The 18,792-nt window shown below is 34.8% G+C and carries 17 protein-coding genes; 7 read left to right on the top strand and 10 right to left on the bottom strand.

Annotated elements, in window-relative coordinates:
• The first annotated feature begins 173 nt into the window (after window positions 1–173).
• Window positions 174–2,126 (top strand): sigma 54-interacting response regulator, encoded by a 1,953-nt coding sequence (locus HAV12_RS13330; protein ID WP_171570085.1) that lies wholly within the window; start codon window positions 174–176, stop codon window positions 2,124–2,126.
• Here HAV12_RS13330 and HAV12_RS13335 read toward each other — a convergent pair.
• The 5 genes from HAV12_RS13335 to HAV12_RS13355 form a co-directional block, all read right to left on the bottom strand.
• Window positions 2,123–2,908 carry an alpha/beta hydrolase gene (locus tag HAV12_RS13335; RefSeq protein ID WP_240345159.1) on the bottom strand — a complete coding sequence of 262 codons (786 nt, stop codon included), beginning with the start codon at window positions 2,906–2,908 and terminating at the stop codon, window positions 2,123–2,125. The genes HAV12_RS13330 and HAV12_RS13335 overlap by 4 nt on opposite strands.
• 567 nt (window positions 2,909–3,475) lie before the next feature.
• Complete coding sequence (locus tag HAV12_RS13340) at window positions 3,476–4,369, bottom strand: alpha/beta fold hydrolase (protein ID WP_171571691.1); 894 nt, start codon at window positions 4,367–4,369, stop codon at window positions 3,476–3,478.
• A gap of 111 nt (window positions 4,370–4,480) precedes the next feature.
• The gene (locus HAV12_RS13345; protein ID WP_171570086.1) at window positions 4,481–5,533 is read right to left on the bottom strand and encodes an aldo/keto reductase; all 1,053 of its coding nucleotides are present in this window, start codon (window positions 5,531–5,533) and stop codon (window positions 4,481–4,483) included.
• Window positions 5,534–5,588: 55 nt separating this feature from the next.
• Complete coding sequence (locus tag HAV12_RS13350; RefSeq protein WP_171570087.1) at window positions 5,589–6,173, bottom strand: TetR/AcrR family transcriptional regulator; 585 nt, start codon at window positions 6,171–6,173, stop codon at window positions 5,589–5,591.
• Window positions 6,174–6,315: 142 nt separating this feature from the next.
• Complete coding sequence (locus HAV12_RS13355) at window positions 6,316–7,053, bottom strand: alpha/beta fold hydrolase (RefSeq protein WP_240345160.1); 738 nt, start codon at window positions 7,051–7,053, stop codon at window positions 6,316–6,318.
• Between the two features lie 742 nt (window positions 7,054–7,795).
• Between HAV12_RS13355 and HAV12_RS13360 the strand changes: the two genes are divergently transcribed.
• The 6 genes from HAV12_RS13360 (at window position 7,796) to HAV12_RS13385 (ending at window position 14,402) form a co-directional block, all read left to right on the top strand.
• On the top strand, window positions 7,796–8,971 hold the full coding sequence (locus HAV12_RS13360; protein ID WP_171570089.1) for a WG repeat-containing protein: 1,176 nt from the start codon (window positions 7,796–7,798) through the stop codon (window positions 8,969–8,971).
• A gap of 620 nt (window positions 8,972–9,591) precedes the next feature.
• Window positions 9,592–10,002: a helix-turn-helix transcriptional regulator gene (locus HAV12_RS13365; RefSeq protein WP_171570090.1), complete on the top strand. Its 411-nt coding sequence runs from the start codon at window positions 9,592–9,594 to the stop codon at window positions 10,000–10,002.
• 924 nt (window positions 10,003–10,926) lie between these two features.
• The gene (locus HAV12_RS13370) at window positions 10,927–11,436 is read left to right on the top strand and encodes a hypothetical protein (RefSeq protein WP_171570091.1); all 510 of its coding nucleotides are present in this window, start codon (window positions 10,927–10,929) and stop codon (window positions 11,434–11,436) included.
• A 126-nt stretch (window positions 11,437–11,562) separates the two neighbouring features.
• Window positions 11,563–13,173, top strand: a complete 1,611-nt coding sequence (locus HAV12_RS13375; RefSeq protein ID WP_171570092.1) for a serine hydrolase — start codon at window positions 11,563–11,565, stop codon at window positions 13,171–13,173.
• Window positions 13,174–13,550: 377 nt separating this feature from the next.
• A complete protein-coding gene (locus HAV12_RS13380; RefSeq protein ID WP_205423313.1) occupies window positions 13,551–14,108 on the top strand; it encodes a hypothetical protein in 558 nt (185 codons plus the stop codon).
• 15 nt (window positions 14,109–14,123) lie between these two features.
• Entirely contained in the window at window positions 14,124–14,402 is a 279-nt protein-coding gene (locus tag HAV12_RS13385) for a hypothetical protein (RefSeq protein WP_171570094.1), read from the top strand.
• 148 nt (window positions 14,403–14,550) lie between these two features.
• On the opposite strand, the gene HAV12_RS13390 is transcribed toward HAV12_RS13385, so the two are convergent.
• The 5 genes from HAV12_RS13390 to HAV12_RS13410 all read right to left on the bottom strand — a co-directional run bounded on the left by HAV12_RS13390 (window position 14,551) and on the right by HAV12_RS13410 (window position 18,643).
• Window positions 14,551–14,766 carry a DUF2798 domain-containing protein gene (locus tag HAV12_RS13390; protein ID WP_171570095.1) on the bottom strand — a complete coding sequence of 72 codons (216 nt, stop codon included), beginning with the start codon at window positions 14,764–14,766 and terminating at the stop codon, window positions 14,551–14,553.
• 297 nt (window positions 14,767–15,063) lie between these two features.
• Window positions 15,064–15,483: an Ohr family peroxiredoxin gene (locus tag HAV12_RS13395; protein ID WP_132036904.1), complete on the bottom strand. Its 420-nt coding sequence runs from the start codon at window positions 15,481–15,483 to the stop codon at window positions 15,064–15,066.
• Window positions 15,484–15,521: 38 nt separating this feature from the next.
• Complete coding sequence (locus tag HAV12_RS13400) at window positions 15,522–15,893, bottom strand: cupin domain-containing protein (RefSeq protein ID WP_240345161.1); 372 nt, start codon at window positions 15,891–15,893, stop codon at window positions 15,522–15,524.
• Window positions 15,894–15,998: 105 nt separating this feature from the next.
• Window positions 15,999–17,297, bottom strand: a complete 1,299-nt coding sequence (locus HAV12_RS13405; protein WP_171570097.1) for an epoxide hydrolase family protein — start codon at window positions 17,295–17,297, stop codon at window positions 15,999–16,001.
• A gap of 377 nt (window positions 17,298–17,674) precedes the next feature.
• Window positions 17,675–18,643, bottom strand: coding sequence for an LLM class oxidoreductase (locus tag HAV12_RS13410; RefSeq protein ID WP_171570098.1), 969 nt, complete (start codon window positions 18,641–18,643; stop codon window positions 17,675–17,677).
• Between the last annotated feature and the right edge of the window lie 149 nt (window positions 18,644–18,792).

Genomic DNA, 18,792 nt, shown 5'->3' on the forward strand with positions numbered 1-18,792 from the left:
CTTTGAGGCAGACAAATATATAAATAAAGTAGAATGTCCCTTTTAAATAATAAGCAGAAAATTCACATTAAAGATCTTTTTTTTGATATATTTTTGCAAATACCCCCAATTAACTGCTGATATTTAACTACTTTTATCTCAGTATTTTATATCGAAAAATCATCAGTGTATTTATGGGAACGGTCTCTTTTACCAATACAGTCCAGAAGCAGATATTAATTGTCGAAGATCAATTTATTGAGGCACATGACCTTCGCCTGATTCTGGAAAAATCAGATTACAGAGTTATGGAAATTGTACGTTCGGTAGACAAGGCTCTTGCAGTAATTGAAACGCGCAAACCAGATCTCGTACTTTTGGATATCAGGCTCAAGGGAAATAAGACCGGCATAGATCTGGCCCATATTTTAAAGTCAAAAGGCATCGGATTTATCTACATCTCGGCAAACTCGAACCTGGATATTTTAAACAAAGCCAAAACAACACAACCCTACGGTTTTATTGTAAAACCTTTTCGCGAACAGGATATTATCACTACCCTTGAAATTGCTTTTTACAGACAGCAGTACAGCCTAGAATCACAGCTTGAGCAGCAGGTGGAAATAAAGAATAGCCTTGCTGAAATAATCAATTCAAAACTGGATTTGGAAGATGCTTTAATAGCTTTCGCAAAAATAATTCAGACGTTTATTTCATTTGATTATTTAGAGGCAGGTTTTGTAAATGAACTTCAGTATCAAAATTTGGGAATCGCCAGAAAAAACACAGACCTATATCAGATTATCAGCGTTCAGAAGCTTTCGCAGCTCGCTGAAATTTCTATCAGAGAACTGGATGAAACGTACAAAAAATCGCAGATTGACAGTAATCCTACTATTTACAGCGAAGAATCATTAATTACGAATTTTCAGACAGCCCCTATCAAAGGAATAATAGCCCATAATTTTGGAATTAAATCCTATTTGGTACTCCCCCTTGAAACTGCAGCGTCTCAAAAATTTTGTTTTACTTTTTACAGCAGAAATTTTAATGTTTATTCTGAGGAACACTTAAAATTATTGTCCAGTCTTGAAAATACATTGTCACGTTTTGTGGCACGTTTCTATTCTTCGCAAGAAACTGTTATCGAGCCTAAGGAAATTCCCGAGAAAAAAAAGGAAGTTCAGGAGGAACAATCAGGTATCGGGAGCATAATTGGCAATAGTTCTCAAATGGTGTCGGTATTTAATTATGTTAAGAAAGTTGCCCCATCTGCAACTTCTGTCTTGATATTAGGCGAAAGTGGCACCGGCAAGGAAAAGATTGCCCAAAGTATTCATTATTTATCACCACGAAAAGACAAACCCTTAGTTACAGTCAACTGTGGTGCCATACCTGAAAACCTGGCTGAATCACTGCTTTTTGGGCATGAAAAAGGCTCTTTTACGGGAGCATTGGAAAAACGTATCGGAAAATTTGAATCAGCAGAAGGCGGCACAATTTTTCTTGATGAGATAGGTGAAATGAACCCCGACCTTCAGGTAAAACTGCTTCGTGTACTTCAGGAAAGGGAAATAGAACGTGTTGGAGGACTTCAGCCAATTAAAATCAATGTCCGCATCATTGCTGCCACTAATAAAAACCTTGAAGAGGAAGTTTCCGCAGGACGTTTCAGAATGGATTTATATTATCGTCTACACGTTTTCCCAATTTTGGTACCTGCGCTGAGAAACCGAAAAGAAGATATCCCTGAATTGGCGGAACACTTTATAAAACTCTACAGTGAGCAAATGGATATTAGCCCTCCAAGGCTCTCTGAACTGGCTCTGAATCAGATTATGAATTATCAGTGGCCCGGCAATATCCGTGAACTGGAACATCTGATACAGCGTACAATTCTACTGTGCGAAGGAAGTATCATTAAAGAAATTGAATTCTCTCCAATTGCAAAAATTCACGAACAGCAGATTGAAGACTCAATTTCAATAAAAACTATTATAGAAAACGAAAGAGACTATATTTTATACATTCTTAAAAAATGCAATGGTAAAGTTTCGGGGCCGGGAGGTGCAGCTGAAATTTTAGACATAAATCCTTCCACCTTAAATTCAAAAATGAAGAAATTAGATATTAAGGAAAGAAGTTAATGGATCTTCTCGAGCCAATCTGCAATAATTTTAGCAATTTCTTTCCATTGACTCTGTAGAATTAAGAAATGGCTCTGATTCTCTATCTTTTTGTAACACGTTATGGAATGAAAGTTTTTGTATTTCTTGAAGTTCCAATAAATTAATTCTGGCGAGACAAACCTGTCTTCTGAAGTTGCAATAAAAAAAAGAGGGACATGTTTTTCTTTATAATTTACTTTTGTATTTCTCAGCAGCAAATCACGCAATGCTTTTTGTGATTCGGGAATTATAAATTTTTCGTAATTATCTTGTTGTTCTTCTAGCGGAACGGTATTAAATAAAAGCTTCTGCCAATTTCTAAATGATAAAAAATAGGTGGCTTCTTTTGAAAATAAACTGCTCGAAAAGTTGAGCAAATTTCTGTAAAATAAAAATTTTAAAGTCGTAAAACCTGATGGGGGAAATGAGCTGATGCAGATTCCCGCTGAGGCTAGATTCTTCTGTACTAATAACTGTACAAGAAGACCTCCATAAGAATGTCCAATCAAAATCGGTTTTTCCTGTAGTTTTTCTATGATTTCTGTATAATAACATAAGAGGTTTGATAATGTTATAAGTCCTATTTTATTGCAGGGATCGTATGTTCTTAGATTTCCTACTGAATCATTTTTGTGAAGCCACGGTACAGCCACAACATTATACCCTCTGCTCTCAAAATAGATTAGCCACTCATCCCAATAATGATAACTCACAAATGCTCCTGAAATAAACATAATTGTCTTTGTATTGATCTGATGCATATATCGTTTTTTTTATACCTTAAAACTAAGTTTCCTGCTCGCTCCACAGTAAAGTCTAACAAAAAAATTAAAAAGCGCCAATTATTAGTATGGCGCTTAATATTCCAAAAATGCATATAAAAAAGTAAAACTGCCGACCTGTAGAAATTCACGAAAGAATTCGTCTGTGTTAAAATATTAGCTGCCCAGGGATGCGAAGATTAAACACATTCAAGTTGTTTTTATACCATGCGATTTCAGGTTTGTGCTGAGTAAACCTGTAAATGTGCATAAATCTTCTTATCCTCGGACGCACTAATTAATATTCAGAATTTATAAACATTTTCCTCTAACGGAGAACTATTTTGAACTTGAGGGAACCAATTTATATGCCAAAACAAAAAATGAACAGTATTCACACCTTAGGCAGCCGACATAGATAAAAAGCTGTTATATATCACAAACCATAATTTTCATTTAATGAAATTTCACAAAACAGATAGATAAAGGACTTAATTTCCAGCTCTACAAAACATAAAAAAACCGAAGTTTCTTTTACTTCGGTTTTGAATGTGTTATGCAATGTGATTATTTTGACAATTTGATAAAATCATCAATATATTTTGCTGAAAGTTCTGGATATTGGTGCTGCGGACCATGTCCCGTTTCAGGTAATACTATAAATTGAGCATTTTTAAGTTCTCCAGATAATTTGTACCAATGTTCTGCAGGAACGCTGATGTCATTATCTCCACATAACAATAAGATAGGAGTTGATGTTTTGATAAGTTCTTCTCTACTTTTAGTGTCCTCCTTAAATCCTCCATGTCCTTTAAAAAACAACTGGAAAATATCCATAGTCGATGCAATTTTAGACTCTACACCCGGTCTTGCATAAATTCTGTCATGTGATGCTTTTGCAGCTTGTACACTCTTTTCAGACGATGGATCAAAGAATAAAATCTCTTCATCTTCAAGGTTATTTACTGGTTTTAAAGCTCTTTCAACCCAATTTTCAGCTATAGGGAAATAGTCGTTTTTAGTTCCCGGAGGCGTTGTACCCACCAAAATAGCATGACTTACTAAATCAGGATACTTCAAAAGAGTAATTTGTGTTACAAATCCACCCCATGACCAACCTAACATTGCAAATTTTTGCACTTTAATAGCTGAGCTGAAATCTTTCATAAAAGTCGCTACGGTATTCATATCAGTTGGAAGAATACCAGTTGAATAACCAATTCCAGGATAATCAAAAATAATAACTTTGTGGCTTGCTGCCAGTTTATCCAAAAATAAAGGATCCCAAGTATCTAAAGTACCACGCATTCTGTTAGCAAGTACTACAGGAGTTCCGTTTCCAAAAGACCTGTAACCTATTTTATCGCCATTAATTTCTATGTATTGTGTTTTAGCATTGGACGCCGATTGAGCATTGATTTGTTGTAAACTCAAGATCGATAATAAGGTGATACCTATCATCTTTTTAAAAATTGTTTTCATTGTTTAGTATTTGTATTTAATGTTATTTTAAAAGTTAGGATAATAAAGTGAGCAGAATAAAAATCTAATCGTGCCTAAATCCCTGAAATGTTATATTTTACGTTTTGTTTCTACCAGTCCAGTACTTTCACCGAATATATTTTTCTGACTTTCTGAAATCATGTTGTGAGGATATCCCAAATCAAAATCGCTAAGTTTATTTAGCAGTTCAATTTCCTGCTCAGAAAGCGTTATAGCCAATGAATTTAAATTATCAGCAAGCTGCTGTTCATTACGCGGGCCTAATATCGTAACTGTTGACAGCCCGCTATTGTCGTGTTTTTGTCTCAGCCATGCCAATGCAATGTCTAATATCTTGGCTTCTTTTTCATTGGCTATACTCTCCAGCGCATTTAAAATTTCAGTTTCCCTGTTTCCAGTCTCGCCTTTTAGGAGTGCACCACCCCACGCCTGTTGTCTAGAAGGTTCATTTTGAAGATTTGAACGGTATTTTCCGGTAAGGGTTCCACCTGCAAGAGGTGACCAAAAAGCAGCCCCTAAACCTAATGATTCTGCCATAGGTAATAATTCGCGGTCAGCACCTCTTTCAATAAGGTTATATTCTATTTGTATTCCGGCTACCGGAGCCCAGCCTCGAAGGTCAGCCAAAAGTGCTGCATTTGCAATCTTCCACGCAGGGAAATTTGAAAAGCCGGTGTACAAAATTTTCCCCTGACGTACCAAATCATCCATGGCTCTCATGATCTCTTCTATTGGCGTCTGTCCGTCGGCAAGATGCGCCCAATAAATATCTAAATAATCAGTATCAAGTCGTTTTAAGCTTTGTTCTACAGAATGGATAATATTCTTTCTACTGTTTCCCGTTGTAAGAAGTGTCGATCCTCCAGTTGAGAATTTAGAAGAAAGTACTAAATCATGACGTTTCTCTTTAATAAGATTTCCCAGAATTTCTTCTGACTGCCCTAGCTGATAACCATCTGCTGTATCAATAAAATTACCTCCCGCTTCAACATATTTATTGAAAATATTTTTTGAGGTTTCCTCGTCAGATCCATGTCCCCATCGTGTTCCAAAGTTTCCTGTTCCTAATGCCAGTTCCGAAACTCTAAGTCCAGTTTTCTGTCCAAAAATTTTGTATTTCATAATATAAAGTTTAAAATTATTTTGTACCAATTAGTACAAAATTGGTTAAAAAAAGTTATTCGATTATTTCAAGATTAAATTTTATTAGAGCAGCCAATGAAGCATCATCAATATCCATTCGTCTGGTAACATTGATTCCGTTCCATAAATTAAGAAGATGGCTTCCAATAAGTTCAGCACTTTTATCTGTTTTGATAATACCTTTATTTTTACTGATCTGAATAACATCAGCAAATATTTTTTCAAGCTCAAAAAGCAGTTTGGCAATTACCTTTCCGGTGTACTCATCTTTTGCTGCCATTTCTACCAAAGCATTACCCATAAAACATCCCTTTGCTTTGTCTATAGTTGCACTGTCTGAAAGTTCCATAAAAAAAGTTTTTAAATATTCAAATGGATTTTCACTCTCTGCGATTTCTTTACGTAATCTTGAAAGTAAATTAGCAGCAAATTGATGCAGTGATTTTTCGTAAAGCTCTTTTTTGCCTCCTTTAAAAAAAAGGTAGAAGCTTCCTTTACCAATCCCCATAGCTTTTAAAAGTTCTTCGGCAGATGCAGCTTCATAACCCTTTTCCCAAAAGATTTGAGAGGCTTTTGAAATCACTTCTTGTTCGTCGAATATTTTTGGTCTGCCTGCCATTTTGAATTATTTATGGGACAAAGATACAATAATGTACCATTTGGTACAAAATACAATTATGACTTTAACAAAAAATTAACTATTGCCCAAAAAATGAAGGTGACAGCAGTACGCCAGTCACCTTTAATCCTAATGTAAATTATTAGGAAGTGTACTTAATAAACTGACTGACATAATTTGCAGTAAGTTCAGGATATTGGTGATGTGGGCCATGCCCTGATTTTGGATATACAAGTATCTGCGCATTTTGAAATTGTCCCGAGAGCTTATACCAGTTCTCTGCAGGAACACTTGGATCATGATCCCCACAGATAATCAAAATCGGGGTTTTGGTTTGCAGCAGCTGCTCCCTCCTATTTAGATCATCTTTGTATTTACTATGTCCTGCAAAAAAAAGTTCAAATTCAGGCATGGTCGACGGGATCTTATCAACTACTCCAGGTCTCGAATAGATTCTATCACGAGACGCTTTAGCTCTTTCTTTGCTGAATTCTGATACAGGTTCGAAGAACAGAATTTCTTCATCCTCAAGAGTATTAATCTCCTTAATAGCTCTTTCAACCCATATTTCTTCGATCGCCTTACTATCGTGGGTTCCTGCAGGAGCAGTACCAACCAGAAAACCGTGTGTAACAATTTCCGGATACTCCAATAATGTTGTCTGAGTTGCATATCCTCCCCAAGACCAGCCAAGCATCGCAAATTTATCTACATTAATAGCTTTGGTAAACTTTTTCACATAATCAGCAACAATCTCCATACTATTTGGAAGTGTCCCCGATGAATAACCTGTACCTGGGTAATCGAAGGTAATTACGGTATGATATTTTGCCAGCTCATCTAAAAATAAAGGATCCCAAGTGTCTAGTGTCCCTCTCATACGGTTGGCCAGAACAATAGGACTCCCTTTTCCAAAATAACGATATGCAATCTGGTCGCCATTGACCTCTACATACTTAGTTTCTGCACTATCTGCAGTTTCGATTTCGTTATTCTCACTATTTGTAATAGTGGCGAGAATAATGTTGAAGGGCTTGAATGGTTTTGTCTTCATAACTATCTTTTTTAATTAGTACTTTCTCACGCTATGAATTTTACCGTATAAGGTATTTACAATGCGTTTTAGAAAGTTACCAATTGTTATGCCATGCCAAGATTGGTAATTTTAAAGGAGTTTTATTCTGCTACGTGAAATAAATTTTGGATATTTCATTAAGCACTAATGAAATAAAACAATTAGATTCAAATTTGAGATAAAAAATCTTCAAATCCCCAACAGTACATCCAAACCAAAATGTTGATGCCATACAAAGACAACCCCTACTTGTAGTAAGCCAATCTCTTCAAATCTTCCATAAAGTTTATAGAAATTTGTCCCGTAGAGGTCACTACACAGCCAAATGGCGTCAATTGAAGACAATTGACGTCATTTTTTTCATATACCCAATTAAATAAGTAATTTAAACGAATCAATACAAAAATCTGTGAAGTGAGAAAACTCCTTTTTAGATAAATCCCAGAACCTTTAGATTTGTAAAAATTAAACTCATAAATTAGTTATTCATTTCGAAAAGGAAAACCTATTTTTTTATTCTATTTTTGATACTGTAAAGAGAAGAAATATGAATTCACAAGATAACGAAAATATAGAAAAAGGAATGAATGAAGTCGAAAAAAATCTTCAATTATTTGCTTTTATCCGCGAAAAATTAAAACTCAAACCAGGAAGTTATTTTGGATTCTATGACACAAGAGGTTTTGCTGTTCTTAATTTTTTTAATTCTGTAACAAATACCAATAGGACTTTAAAAGTCTCTAAAAATGCACAAGTGCTTATTGACACCCAGCAATACTACTCTGTACATCAATATCATACTAAAAAAGACATGCTGTTTTTTAGCGAATTTATTGAAGAAAAAGATGGCCTTACAATCACAAAACATGGTGTACTGGATGAAAATTTTAAAGTATTATTACCAGCACTTTACAACAGTCTGCGTGACAAAACAAAGGAAAGCTATGAGGTATCCATCAACAACTACTATGGAATATTAAACTCAGAATTTGAGATTATAATCCCTTTGAAATACAGAGAAATTGAGTATGATAAAAACCTGCAGGTCTATAAAGCGAGAGAACAGATAAATAAAAAAGATCAGAGCATCTACCACATCTTTAACCCGAAAGGAACTCTTCTTAAAACTCTTCATTACGGACTTGTCACTTTTACCAGCAGATTTTTATGTTATAATGTCTATGATACACAGATGCCTTATGATGCTTACATTGAAGACTATGACATGATCGGCGGACAAGGACTTCTAGACCAAAATTTCACCACATTGGTTCCTCCTATCTATGATCTAATTTTTCAGGGAAAAACTTCCATTATTGTTTACGAGGAAAGGGATGCCGTGACAGCCCATGACTATGAATCTGAAGAAGCAAAGTATGCAGAGGTCTATTATACATTGGACGGAGGTAAATACGGCGTTTTTGATTACCAGAAAAATTTGATTATTCCCTTCAGCTATAACTGGATAGAACACACTTTCCATGAGGAATTTCTACTAATAAATCCTGACGGACTTTTGTATTTTTATCAGGGAGAACAAGAAGACGGTGGTTGGTATGTAAAGCAAGGCAGCTGGGGTCTTATAAATACAAAAAACGAAATTATTGTAGAACCCGTTTATAAATTTAAAAATAGTTATGAAAACAAAATAATTTTCTATAACAAGCAAGCTGCGGACGGAGGTATTTTGGATTTGGAAAATGCGGTAACTATACAATTTTAGAAAACTAAAACCAATTCTTTAGCCAACAAAAAATGCGATATAAAATAAAACCGAACAACAAATATAAAACATCAGACAGAGAATCGAGCTGATACCTTTTTTACCACAATAGTTTAAATTGTTTCTTTTTCATTAAGTGAAATTTATCAGATTAAAATTTATCGTAAAATCAGATATAAATTATTTGCGTTTTTACATCAATCCCCAACAGGACATCCAAACCAGATTCATAAAGCCAATGAAAGACAGACACTAAATATAATATGCCAATCTCTTCAAATCCTCCATAAAATTTATAGAAATTTGTCCAGTCGAGGTCACAAAACTAAAATCCCATTCGCCGCGGCGAATGGGATTTTTTATGTCTTTTTTCTATTATAACCGAAAGAAAATCGATGTTGAAATTTTCATCCTATCGTATTTTAAAATTTGAATACCGGATATTTTATTACGTTACAGTGCACAGATTCTTTCACTTTAATTTTTTTTTGCTATTCGAAAAACGGATATAATATCTGACAAAAAAGAATGTTTTACTGGATATTTTTTTATCTTTGAAATTCAGGATTTTTAATCAAAATCGCTTTATCTTTGAGCTTTTAGAAAAATTGATACGCATTATGGAACAGAAAATACATCAGGGGAAAAACGTAAAACGTTTCAGGGAAATGCTTAATATAAAGCAGGAAGCATTAGCTTATGATCTGGGCGCAGACTGGAACCAAAAGAAAATTTCGATGCTGGAGCAGAAAGATGTAATTGAAGACAGCCTGCTGAAACAAATTTCAGCCGTATTAAAAATTCCTGTGGAAGCTTTTCAAAATTTTGATGAAGAGCAAGCAATAAATATTATTTCTAATACTTTTACAAGTAATGATACATCAACACTAAATGCAGTTAATCCACACTGTACATTTAATCCAATTGACAAAATTGTTCAATTATATGAAGAAAAAATTGCGTTATACGAGCGTATGTTAAAAGAGAAAGATGAAATGATGGTGACGCTTGAAAAATTAATCAATAAATAATTATTTATAAAGATATATTAATTCTATAAAGAGACTTTCGGGTCTCTTTATAGTTGATAAATAATAATTAATTTAGTCAATTATAGAAAGGCATAATCTGTGTAAAAAAAGCTTCCAATAGGAAGCTTTTTTTATGACACCTAATTTATTGTTGTATTTAAATTAAAATTCAACTTATGTCTAATTATTTAGATTTTTATAAAAACTTAAGTTCTAACTATAAAATATTGATTTTGTTTTTAGGTGTACTTTTATGCTTTTGAGCCATTTCTTCCTTTGGTATTCCTGGTAGCGCTCCAATTTTTTCCATCATTCCTCCTTTTTGATTTATAGTCTTGTTTCAAATTTTATTATTTTTTTATTTGAAACAAAAAGTGTTTCAAATTTTTATACTATTTTTTTTGAAACGGTTTTTGTTTCAAAATATGTTTTATTTTTTTTTGAAACATTTAAAAAAATCCCCTTCGAAGCAAATCCCTTTGGTTGGTAAGTATACTGGCTCCCCTGCTGTGCGAAGTCTCCCGACTTCGTACCCGTTGCTACATTCCGTTCCAATCTTTTTTCATTCTTTTGTGGATCACTGGAGTGGTTACGAAGTCGGGAGACTTCGCACAACGATCAGCATATTTTATACATAAAGAACACTTCGCAGAGCTGGCAAAATAAATGAAGGATATTTTGGAATTTGTTTTATATGTACATTTGAAGATGAACACGGACTCGGAATAAGAATTAAGAAACTATAAAGTAAATAAAGTTGGAGGATCAGATTTTACATTCGGATAACTAAAAGCCAGTCAGCAACACACGTTTCTATACATTTTAGTGGAATTAACGTTTTTTATCGTATTTTCGTTCAGCCGAAAATACTCGTTTTCATAACTTGTAAACTTCTAGAATCGCGAGAACTTTTTAACAAACTAAATGATAAACTCTGGAAAATATAGTGAATACTATTGGATTGAAATAGTATCTGATAGTTATAATATGGATTCTCTTATTTTACTGTTTCCCGAATTTATTATTGATAAATATCTTTCTATTGTTTCATTCGATAGCGACTCGTTTGTACCAACTGATGATGAATTACAAAGAGGTTGGGTTTACGAAGATGAAATCGCTTATTTCGACAAAGTAACTGCATTTGAATTATCACAAAACTCCCTTTTTGATATTTATGATCAATGGTTGCTTTTTGATACTAAGCAGAGATTTAAATCAATGGATATTTTTGTTAATTATAGTGCCTTTTCAATCGACTTAAATGAATCTCGGGAAATGGGTACATTAAAGGATACCGAAAGATTTTGGAATCAGATTGAGAAAATAAAACCACAGAAGTTTATTCTAAATGGAGACAAACTAATTTTTGGAACAAATAACCACATGGAATTTGAAAAAGTAAAAGCCAGTTGCCAACAATTGTTAGCTTAGCTTGTGCGCTGAATTTTGCTTGAAATTCCGTTAGGAATTTTTATTTGTAATCTTTTATTATAAATTTACGCAACTGTCACAAAGGGCAAACCGTTCGTTAGAATTCAATAAAGAATCAAAAAAAACATGAAATCAATTCAATCAGTCACTTTTATTTTATTATTTATAACACAATTGGGTTTTGCACAAAGTAAGAAAGAAAAATTAGAACAACTTTTTGAATTTTACAATCAACAAAATCTATTTAACGGTGCTGTTTTTATTTCTGAAAAAGGAGAAACTTTACTAAATAAAGGTTATGGATTTTCAAATGTAGATTTAAAAAAGGAAAATAACGCTAACAGCATTTTTCAAATATATTCCATTACAAAAACTTTTACAGCAACGGTAATTTTAAAATTAGTAGAAGAAAAAAAACTTTCATTACAGGATAAACTTTCAAAGTTCTATCCGGATTATCCCTATGCAAGTGCTATTTCAATTGAAAGTTTGTTAACCCATACCTCTGGAGTTTATGAGTATACCAGAGGAAATGATATGAAAGATCAAACGGAAAAATCATTTATTGAATTTCAAAAAACAAAACCTTTGGATTTTCCAGTTGGAACTGATTGGAGTTATTCTAACTCGGGATATTATTTTCTAGGCTATGTAATTCAAAAAGTTACTGGAATTAGTTACGAAAAAGCAGTTGAAAAATACATATTTAAACCATTGAAAATGAAGCAAAGTGGTTTTGCTTTTAAAAATCTAAAAAGTAAAAATAAAGTCACTGGCTATGAGATTTTTTCTGAAAAAGAACAAAAACCATCGATTGTTTATGACCCGCCTATGCCTTTTGCAGCTGGTGGAATATACTCAACTGTTGAAGATTTAAACAAATATTATAATGGACTAAAAAATTACAAAATTATCTCCAAAAAAAGTTTAGAAAAAGCATATACACCTTTCAAAAACAATTATGGTTATGGTTGGATTACAAAGAAAATGTTTGGAAAAATGACAGTTGGTCATAGTGGTTATGGAGCTGGTTTTTGTAGCAATTTTGTTCAAATTCCCGAAGATGATATCTGCATTATACTGCTTACAAATACAGAAAGAGGTTTAGACACTGCCACCTATGCAATTATGAAAACTTTGTATAATTTGTATAATAAAGATTATAAAATTCCAATTGTAGCCAACATAAGCTCAGAAACTTTAAAGCAATATGCGGGAACTTATCAAGTAGAAAACAATTTTGTAGTTTACCTTACAGTTGAAAACAATAAATTAAAATTGCAAAGTGGAAACGGGCCCACAACTATTCTATATCCTGTAAAAGAAAATTTATTTTACGCTGAAGAATTAATGGGTGATGTAATTTTTGAAAGAAACGAGACTTCACAAATAGAGTCATTAAATTTTCATGTAGGAAAAGAACTAAAAAAAGCAAAAAAAATATTTCCTTCCTGGGGAATTGTAGGAACTGCCACAGAAAAAGGCTGGGAAGGTCCTGATGCAAAACTTATGGAAACTGAAACAAAAGGAATCTGGACAATTAAAAATGTGACTTTAAAAACAGGAGAGCTTAAATTTCGTTTTAATGACGATTGGACTTTAAATTTTGGAAAAGATAGGAGCGACGGAATAATGCCAAAAGGAAATAATATAGAAATTTTAACAGGCGTTTATGATATTACTTTGGACATAACTGATTACGAAAAACCAAAATACAAAATTTTCAAGAAAAGTTAAAAAACAGCCTACAACAGCTAGGGGATTCGTTGCCGTGCGTAGCACGAACAATGAAGCCCGTGTTGAACGGAACCGCTGAGATTCCGCAACTATGGGTTTTTCGATAAATGAGTTATAAGAATTTCAAGAGGCTATTTCGCCTCTTTTTTTTGGAAGTAGTTTCTGCTTGGTTTTTTAGTGTTTTCTATCACTTTTAAGCATAAGTTCCCTTACCCATAAAGTTAGATTTTACAAGGATTGGAGTTTTGGCTATCGCCAAGATACCAAGCTGGTGGACGACTCTGGTCAAAAAACTGCTGTTTTACCACAACTTTTTTGTTATATTTGAGGTAATACAAACGGAGGTTTTTTCACAGACTGACGTCAGCAAAAAGAATATGAAAACAGAACAACACATAAAACTCGGACGACAAACAGCACTCATTTCATTCCTGCTCGGGACAGCTATTTTTGGACTTTACTTCTTTACTTCTTCGTTTGAACTACTTTCTCTTGGCTATGGTTTTATCGCACTGGCAGGTTTGATAAATCTTGGAGTTTTAATTTCAATTTTATTTAAAGCCAGCAAAGACAAAGACAATAGAACAAAATTATTTACGGCTTGCGGACTTATGCTGCTCAATATTCCCGTACTGTTTTTTTACTGCTGGGCAACTATAATTTTGCTGGGCACAATGAGAATTACTTTCACAAACTCAACACCAACAACTTTGACAAACATAAATATCGTTGGTTGTGGCGGCGGACACATTGACAAATTAGAAAGTGGAGAAAGTGAAACGGTTTGGGTTGACATTACTGGCGATTGTTCAATAGGCATTGACTATTTATCCAGCGGGCAAAAGAAAAAAGAAAGTGTTGCCGGCTATGTGACAAGCAATATGGGAAAGAAAATGAAACATAATATTGGCGGAAAAAACGAAAAACAATTTTGATAACAAAGTTGAAAAATGAAGCAATTATTTATGAAAGACTTTAATCCTGATGAATTTCCCAGAAACTTAAGTGATAACGAAATTGAAATATTATCTCTACTAGTTATTAAAAATCCAATATCAGATGTATGGAAGCAGATTGCCAGTAAACTAACTTCTGAACAAAAAGTAAGAATTAATAAAAAAATTGATAGTAAAAAATATTCTGAATCAGAAAAGCTGCCCTCATTCAATAAAAAAGCGATGGATGATGAAGAATGGAAAAGGTTAACGTACTGTATACTTTTTAACTGAAGTAAGGGTCTGTAAAGCCACTTAAAAAACTGGTATAGGCAAAAAGCTGCCACAAAAAACTAATAATAAAGAGGAATCTCTAAAATGTTTCTGTCGGCAGCTGGATAATATAGGCAAATGTTTTACCAAGAATGGCAAGTCCAGAATCTTACTTTTTTGGGAACAAATAGTCTACAAATCTCTTTACTTTGGGACCAAAAAATAGAATCGTCAGAACAATGATCGTAAAGGCAATCATCCATGATCTACACCATTTGCTAAGGAAATTTTCGATAAAGCCTGCATTGGTACTGATTATTATAAATGAAATAAGACCTGTAGAAATAAAGCCCATAATAAAAGCGGCAGCTATTTTCTGTTTCATTTTTGTTTAATTATGTGTGAAAGAATTGAATAAGAAAAATGGTCTTGCTTTCTGTCTTAGGTACCACAACCACATATATTATCTATCCGGCCTCTTTACAAAAATCGTTTAAACTTCTCAAATGGCAGGTGTCGGCACAGAGATTCTTGTCAGGTAATTCTGGAGATATTCTTCCACAGCAAGTAGAAGAAGTCTCTGGCTTTATATAGCAGACAAGACAGTTTAATACTGGAATCCTTTAAGTAAAATTGGTTCCGATCCCCTTAACAGGCACCGGAACCAATTAATAAGAAAATCTTAGATAAGATTATACTCAGTCTTAACATTACCTTTGATAGCTTTAGAATAAGGACAGGTCAAACTAGCCCCTTCTATAACTTTTTGAGCTACTTCGCGGTCAATGCCCGGTAAGCTGATATTCAAACGGGCTTTCAATTCATAGCCGTCATCGGTTAACACTAAATCAATCTCAGTGTCTACATAGTGATCAGCAGGTAATTTAATTTCTAAATTGCTGGCAGCTTTACCCATTGCGCCAATAAAGCAAGCTGACCATCCAGCTGCAAATAATTGTTCAGGATTAGTACCTGGTCTGTTACTTCCCGGCGATGAAAGAATGATGTCTAATTCACCATCAGAACTTTTAGATGTACCTGTTCTTCCGCCTGTTGTTTTTGTAAATGCTGTGTAAAGCACTTTTTCATTGTTTGTTTCCATTTTGAAATTTATTTAAATTAAGTTTTATTTTATAAGTTTTATTGTTTTTTCATAACCAAAAGTGGTCTGCCCTTTTCGACAATATAAGTGGCCAATTCGGAAGCTTTAACCTTGCCCACATTTTTAGCGGCGTGATTCTTTCCTGCCGGAATAAAGAGCACGTCTCCAGCTTTTAGCGTTACAGGTAACTCTCCTTCTATCTCATACACGAAGGTTCCTTCAAGCACGTAAATTATTTCTTCACCCGGATGTGAATGCATTCCGAAAGCGGAACCGGCTTCAAAATCAACACGTACCTGAATAGACTCGTGTCCTGAAACACTAAGATCATGACGCTGCAGGTCTGTACGATGTATTCCCGACTGCTGTGCTGAGGCATTGCCTGGGAACAGGAGCACTACCAGCCCCATGATAATACTTACAAGAAGTATATTTTTTTTTCTCTTTTCCATAATTTTTTATTTTTTATTTTTTATTTGAAAAGGGCAACCAATGTGCATTACCCTTCGTAAGGATTAACGCAGTGATTTAAAGGCAGCACGCAATTCTTGTGTAAATAATTGCGGTTGTTCCCAGGCAGCAAAATGGCCGCCTCTGTCAACTTCATTAAAATAGATTAGATTTTTGTAAGCTTTACGTGCCCAGCTCTCAGGCGATGCATAAACATCTTCTGGAAATGTGGTAACAGCTACCGGAATGGTAATCTTATCAGACTGCATTGATCCTGCACTAATAAGGTTTATTTTTTGGCTCTCCCAATAAATTCTTGAAGCAGATGCCGCTGAATTAGTTAGCCAGTATAGCGAAATGTCGTCAAGTACATCATCTTTGGTTAGTGATTGTTTAGGATCGTTTCCGTATGCCCAAGTAGCAAAACCAGGATGCAAAAGAAGCCATGCAGCAAGACCCGCAGGTGAATCAGTCAAACCATAACTCACGCCTTGTGGACGGGCTTCCATAGTAGATTTATAGATAAACCCACCACTTACAATCGCATTTCTTAGTTGCGTAAAAGAAGCGCGTTCCTTGGCAGAAAATGTTTCAGGTATTACACCTGTTCCCAATGCCATTCCTGCTTCATTGGGCAAGGTAGCAGGTAAATTACTGTGAATAGCTTGTAATCCTGTCGGTGCTTGCAATGCCATAAAATGCACGATAGCTGCACCCCAGTCACCACCTTGAGCTACGTAATGTTTGTATCCCAACCGGTTCATCAATTCGCCCCATGCTTTTGCAATATGGGGTGTATCCCAACCTGCTTGAGTTGGCTTACCCGAGAATCCAAAACCTGGCAAAGAAGGTATAATGACATCAAAAGCATCTTCAGCTTTTCCGCCATAGGCAGTTGGGTTGGTTAACGGATCGATAACTTTCATAAATTCAAATACTGATCCGGGCCATCCATGGCTTAAGATAAGCGGCATAGCATTTTTATTTTTCGACTTAACATGGATGAAGTGAATATCCACACCGTCAATTTTAGTAATAAATTGTGGATAAGCATTTAGTTTTGCTTCTGCTTTTCTCCAATCATACCTGGTACCCCAGTACTGCACCAAATCTTGCAATTTAGAAAGCTGTGCTCCTTGTGACTGGTCTGCAACAGTTTCTTTACTAGGCCATTTTGTAGCCAATACACGTTCACGCAAATCTTTCAAATCGGCATTTGAGATTGCTACTGTATAAGGACGGATAGCCTCCTCATTTTTTACATCCGCTTTTTTTAATCCACTTTGTGCTGAAGCAGCTGTCAACTGTAAAGCTAACACTCCTGTCCAAAATGCACGAGTTAGAAGAGTTGTTGAATTTTTCATTGTTTTAATTTTTTAATTTTTAATCTTTAGTTATTTGCAATAATCAATTTTATTATGGATCAAAATTAGTACGATACCAAATTTTATGCTACCAATAAATTGTTGAACAGGACAAAATAAGGGGTGAAATAGACAATGCTGAAAGCGAAATATTTTTGATATTATTCAGTAGAAAAAAAAATCTAACGCCTTGATGAAGTCCCTATCTTTCTCTGTCTTTAAAATGATCAAACAGTCTTTAAAAAAATACTTTCTCCTTTTCAATACAGTATATCTCTTTAGCTACAATCTTGTTTTAAAAGCTTTGTAACTATCTTCATTGCTGTGCTACTGCCATTAATTCCAGTCATCATAACAACCGCATCCTCAAAGGATCTCTATCTAAACTGAGGTACTATATATTCACCAAATTCCTGAATCATTTCATGTGCGGGACGAAGTGTGGGTTTAGGATTAAGTACAGCATGAGAGAGCCCTCCCTTTTGCTGTTGATTCCAAAAGTCAATTAGCGCTTTTCGACCTCCGCCCAGGTAATTAGGACCAAAGATTAAAGGAGCTTCAGGATTCTCTGAAAGGTCAAAGAAGTGAGCATATCCATAAGGCTTATAAATACCATTAGTAGCCTCGTTCCAATGTTTCATTCGTAAGGAAATATGCCTTGCGGGTTCCCCATGCCATATCCATCCATCCATGTTTTCTCCGATCCATTCCACGGTCTGCCCTGCCCTGCCTATGGCAATTGTTGGTATATGATTTACAAGAGGCTTAGGAATAAGGTCTAGTGAACCGTTGAGATTACCATAATATTCCGAAGTATAGCTGGGGAATCTTTCCTCGGTCAAACTTCGAATAATTCCCCTTGCCTCACGATATCGCTCAGCACGATTCTCAAAATCGCTTCCAAAAGCCGGATATTCACCTTGGCGATCTCCCGATGAAAGTCCTAAAATAAAACGCCCTCCTGATAATTGATCCAGTGTTGCCGCTTGTTTGGCGACAATTATTGGATCTCGCAGCGGCAGTACAATACCGGCGGTACCAATTGCAATGCGTTTTGTCATTCCTGCTAACAATCCTCCATAAACCATGGGATCATATACTTGTCCTGCATCACCAAATGCAGGATCTAAAAAAGGAACATCTCTTAACCATATTGCGTCTATTCCACTTTCATCAGCTTGACGGACCACTTTCTCAAAAATGCTCATATTGGGTATAGGTCCATTTGGATATCCCGCTATCGGCGCAATAAAACCAAAAGTCAATTTGTTGGGCTGAAACACTTGTGAATATCCTTTATGCATTTTTAAAGCACTTTGAATATTATTTTTTTCTCTATTTTCCATTTTAAATTTTTATTTTACCTGAACGGATATTTTATTACAACCGAGTATATACTTGTCCTTCCATTTTATCTATACATAAATCTTGGCTTTCAAATCCTACAAATCGAGCATTTTAAATTCGTCAGATAGTACAGAAGAACCTTTAATTG

Origin of the sequence: Flavobacterium sp. CLA17 (assembly GCF_013112255.2) — a bacterium.
In the GTDB taxonomy this organism is placed as follows: Bacteria; Bacteroidota; Bacteroidia; order Flavobacteriales; family Flavobacteriaceae; genus Flavobacterium; species Flavobacterium circumlabens.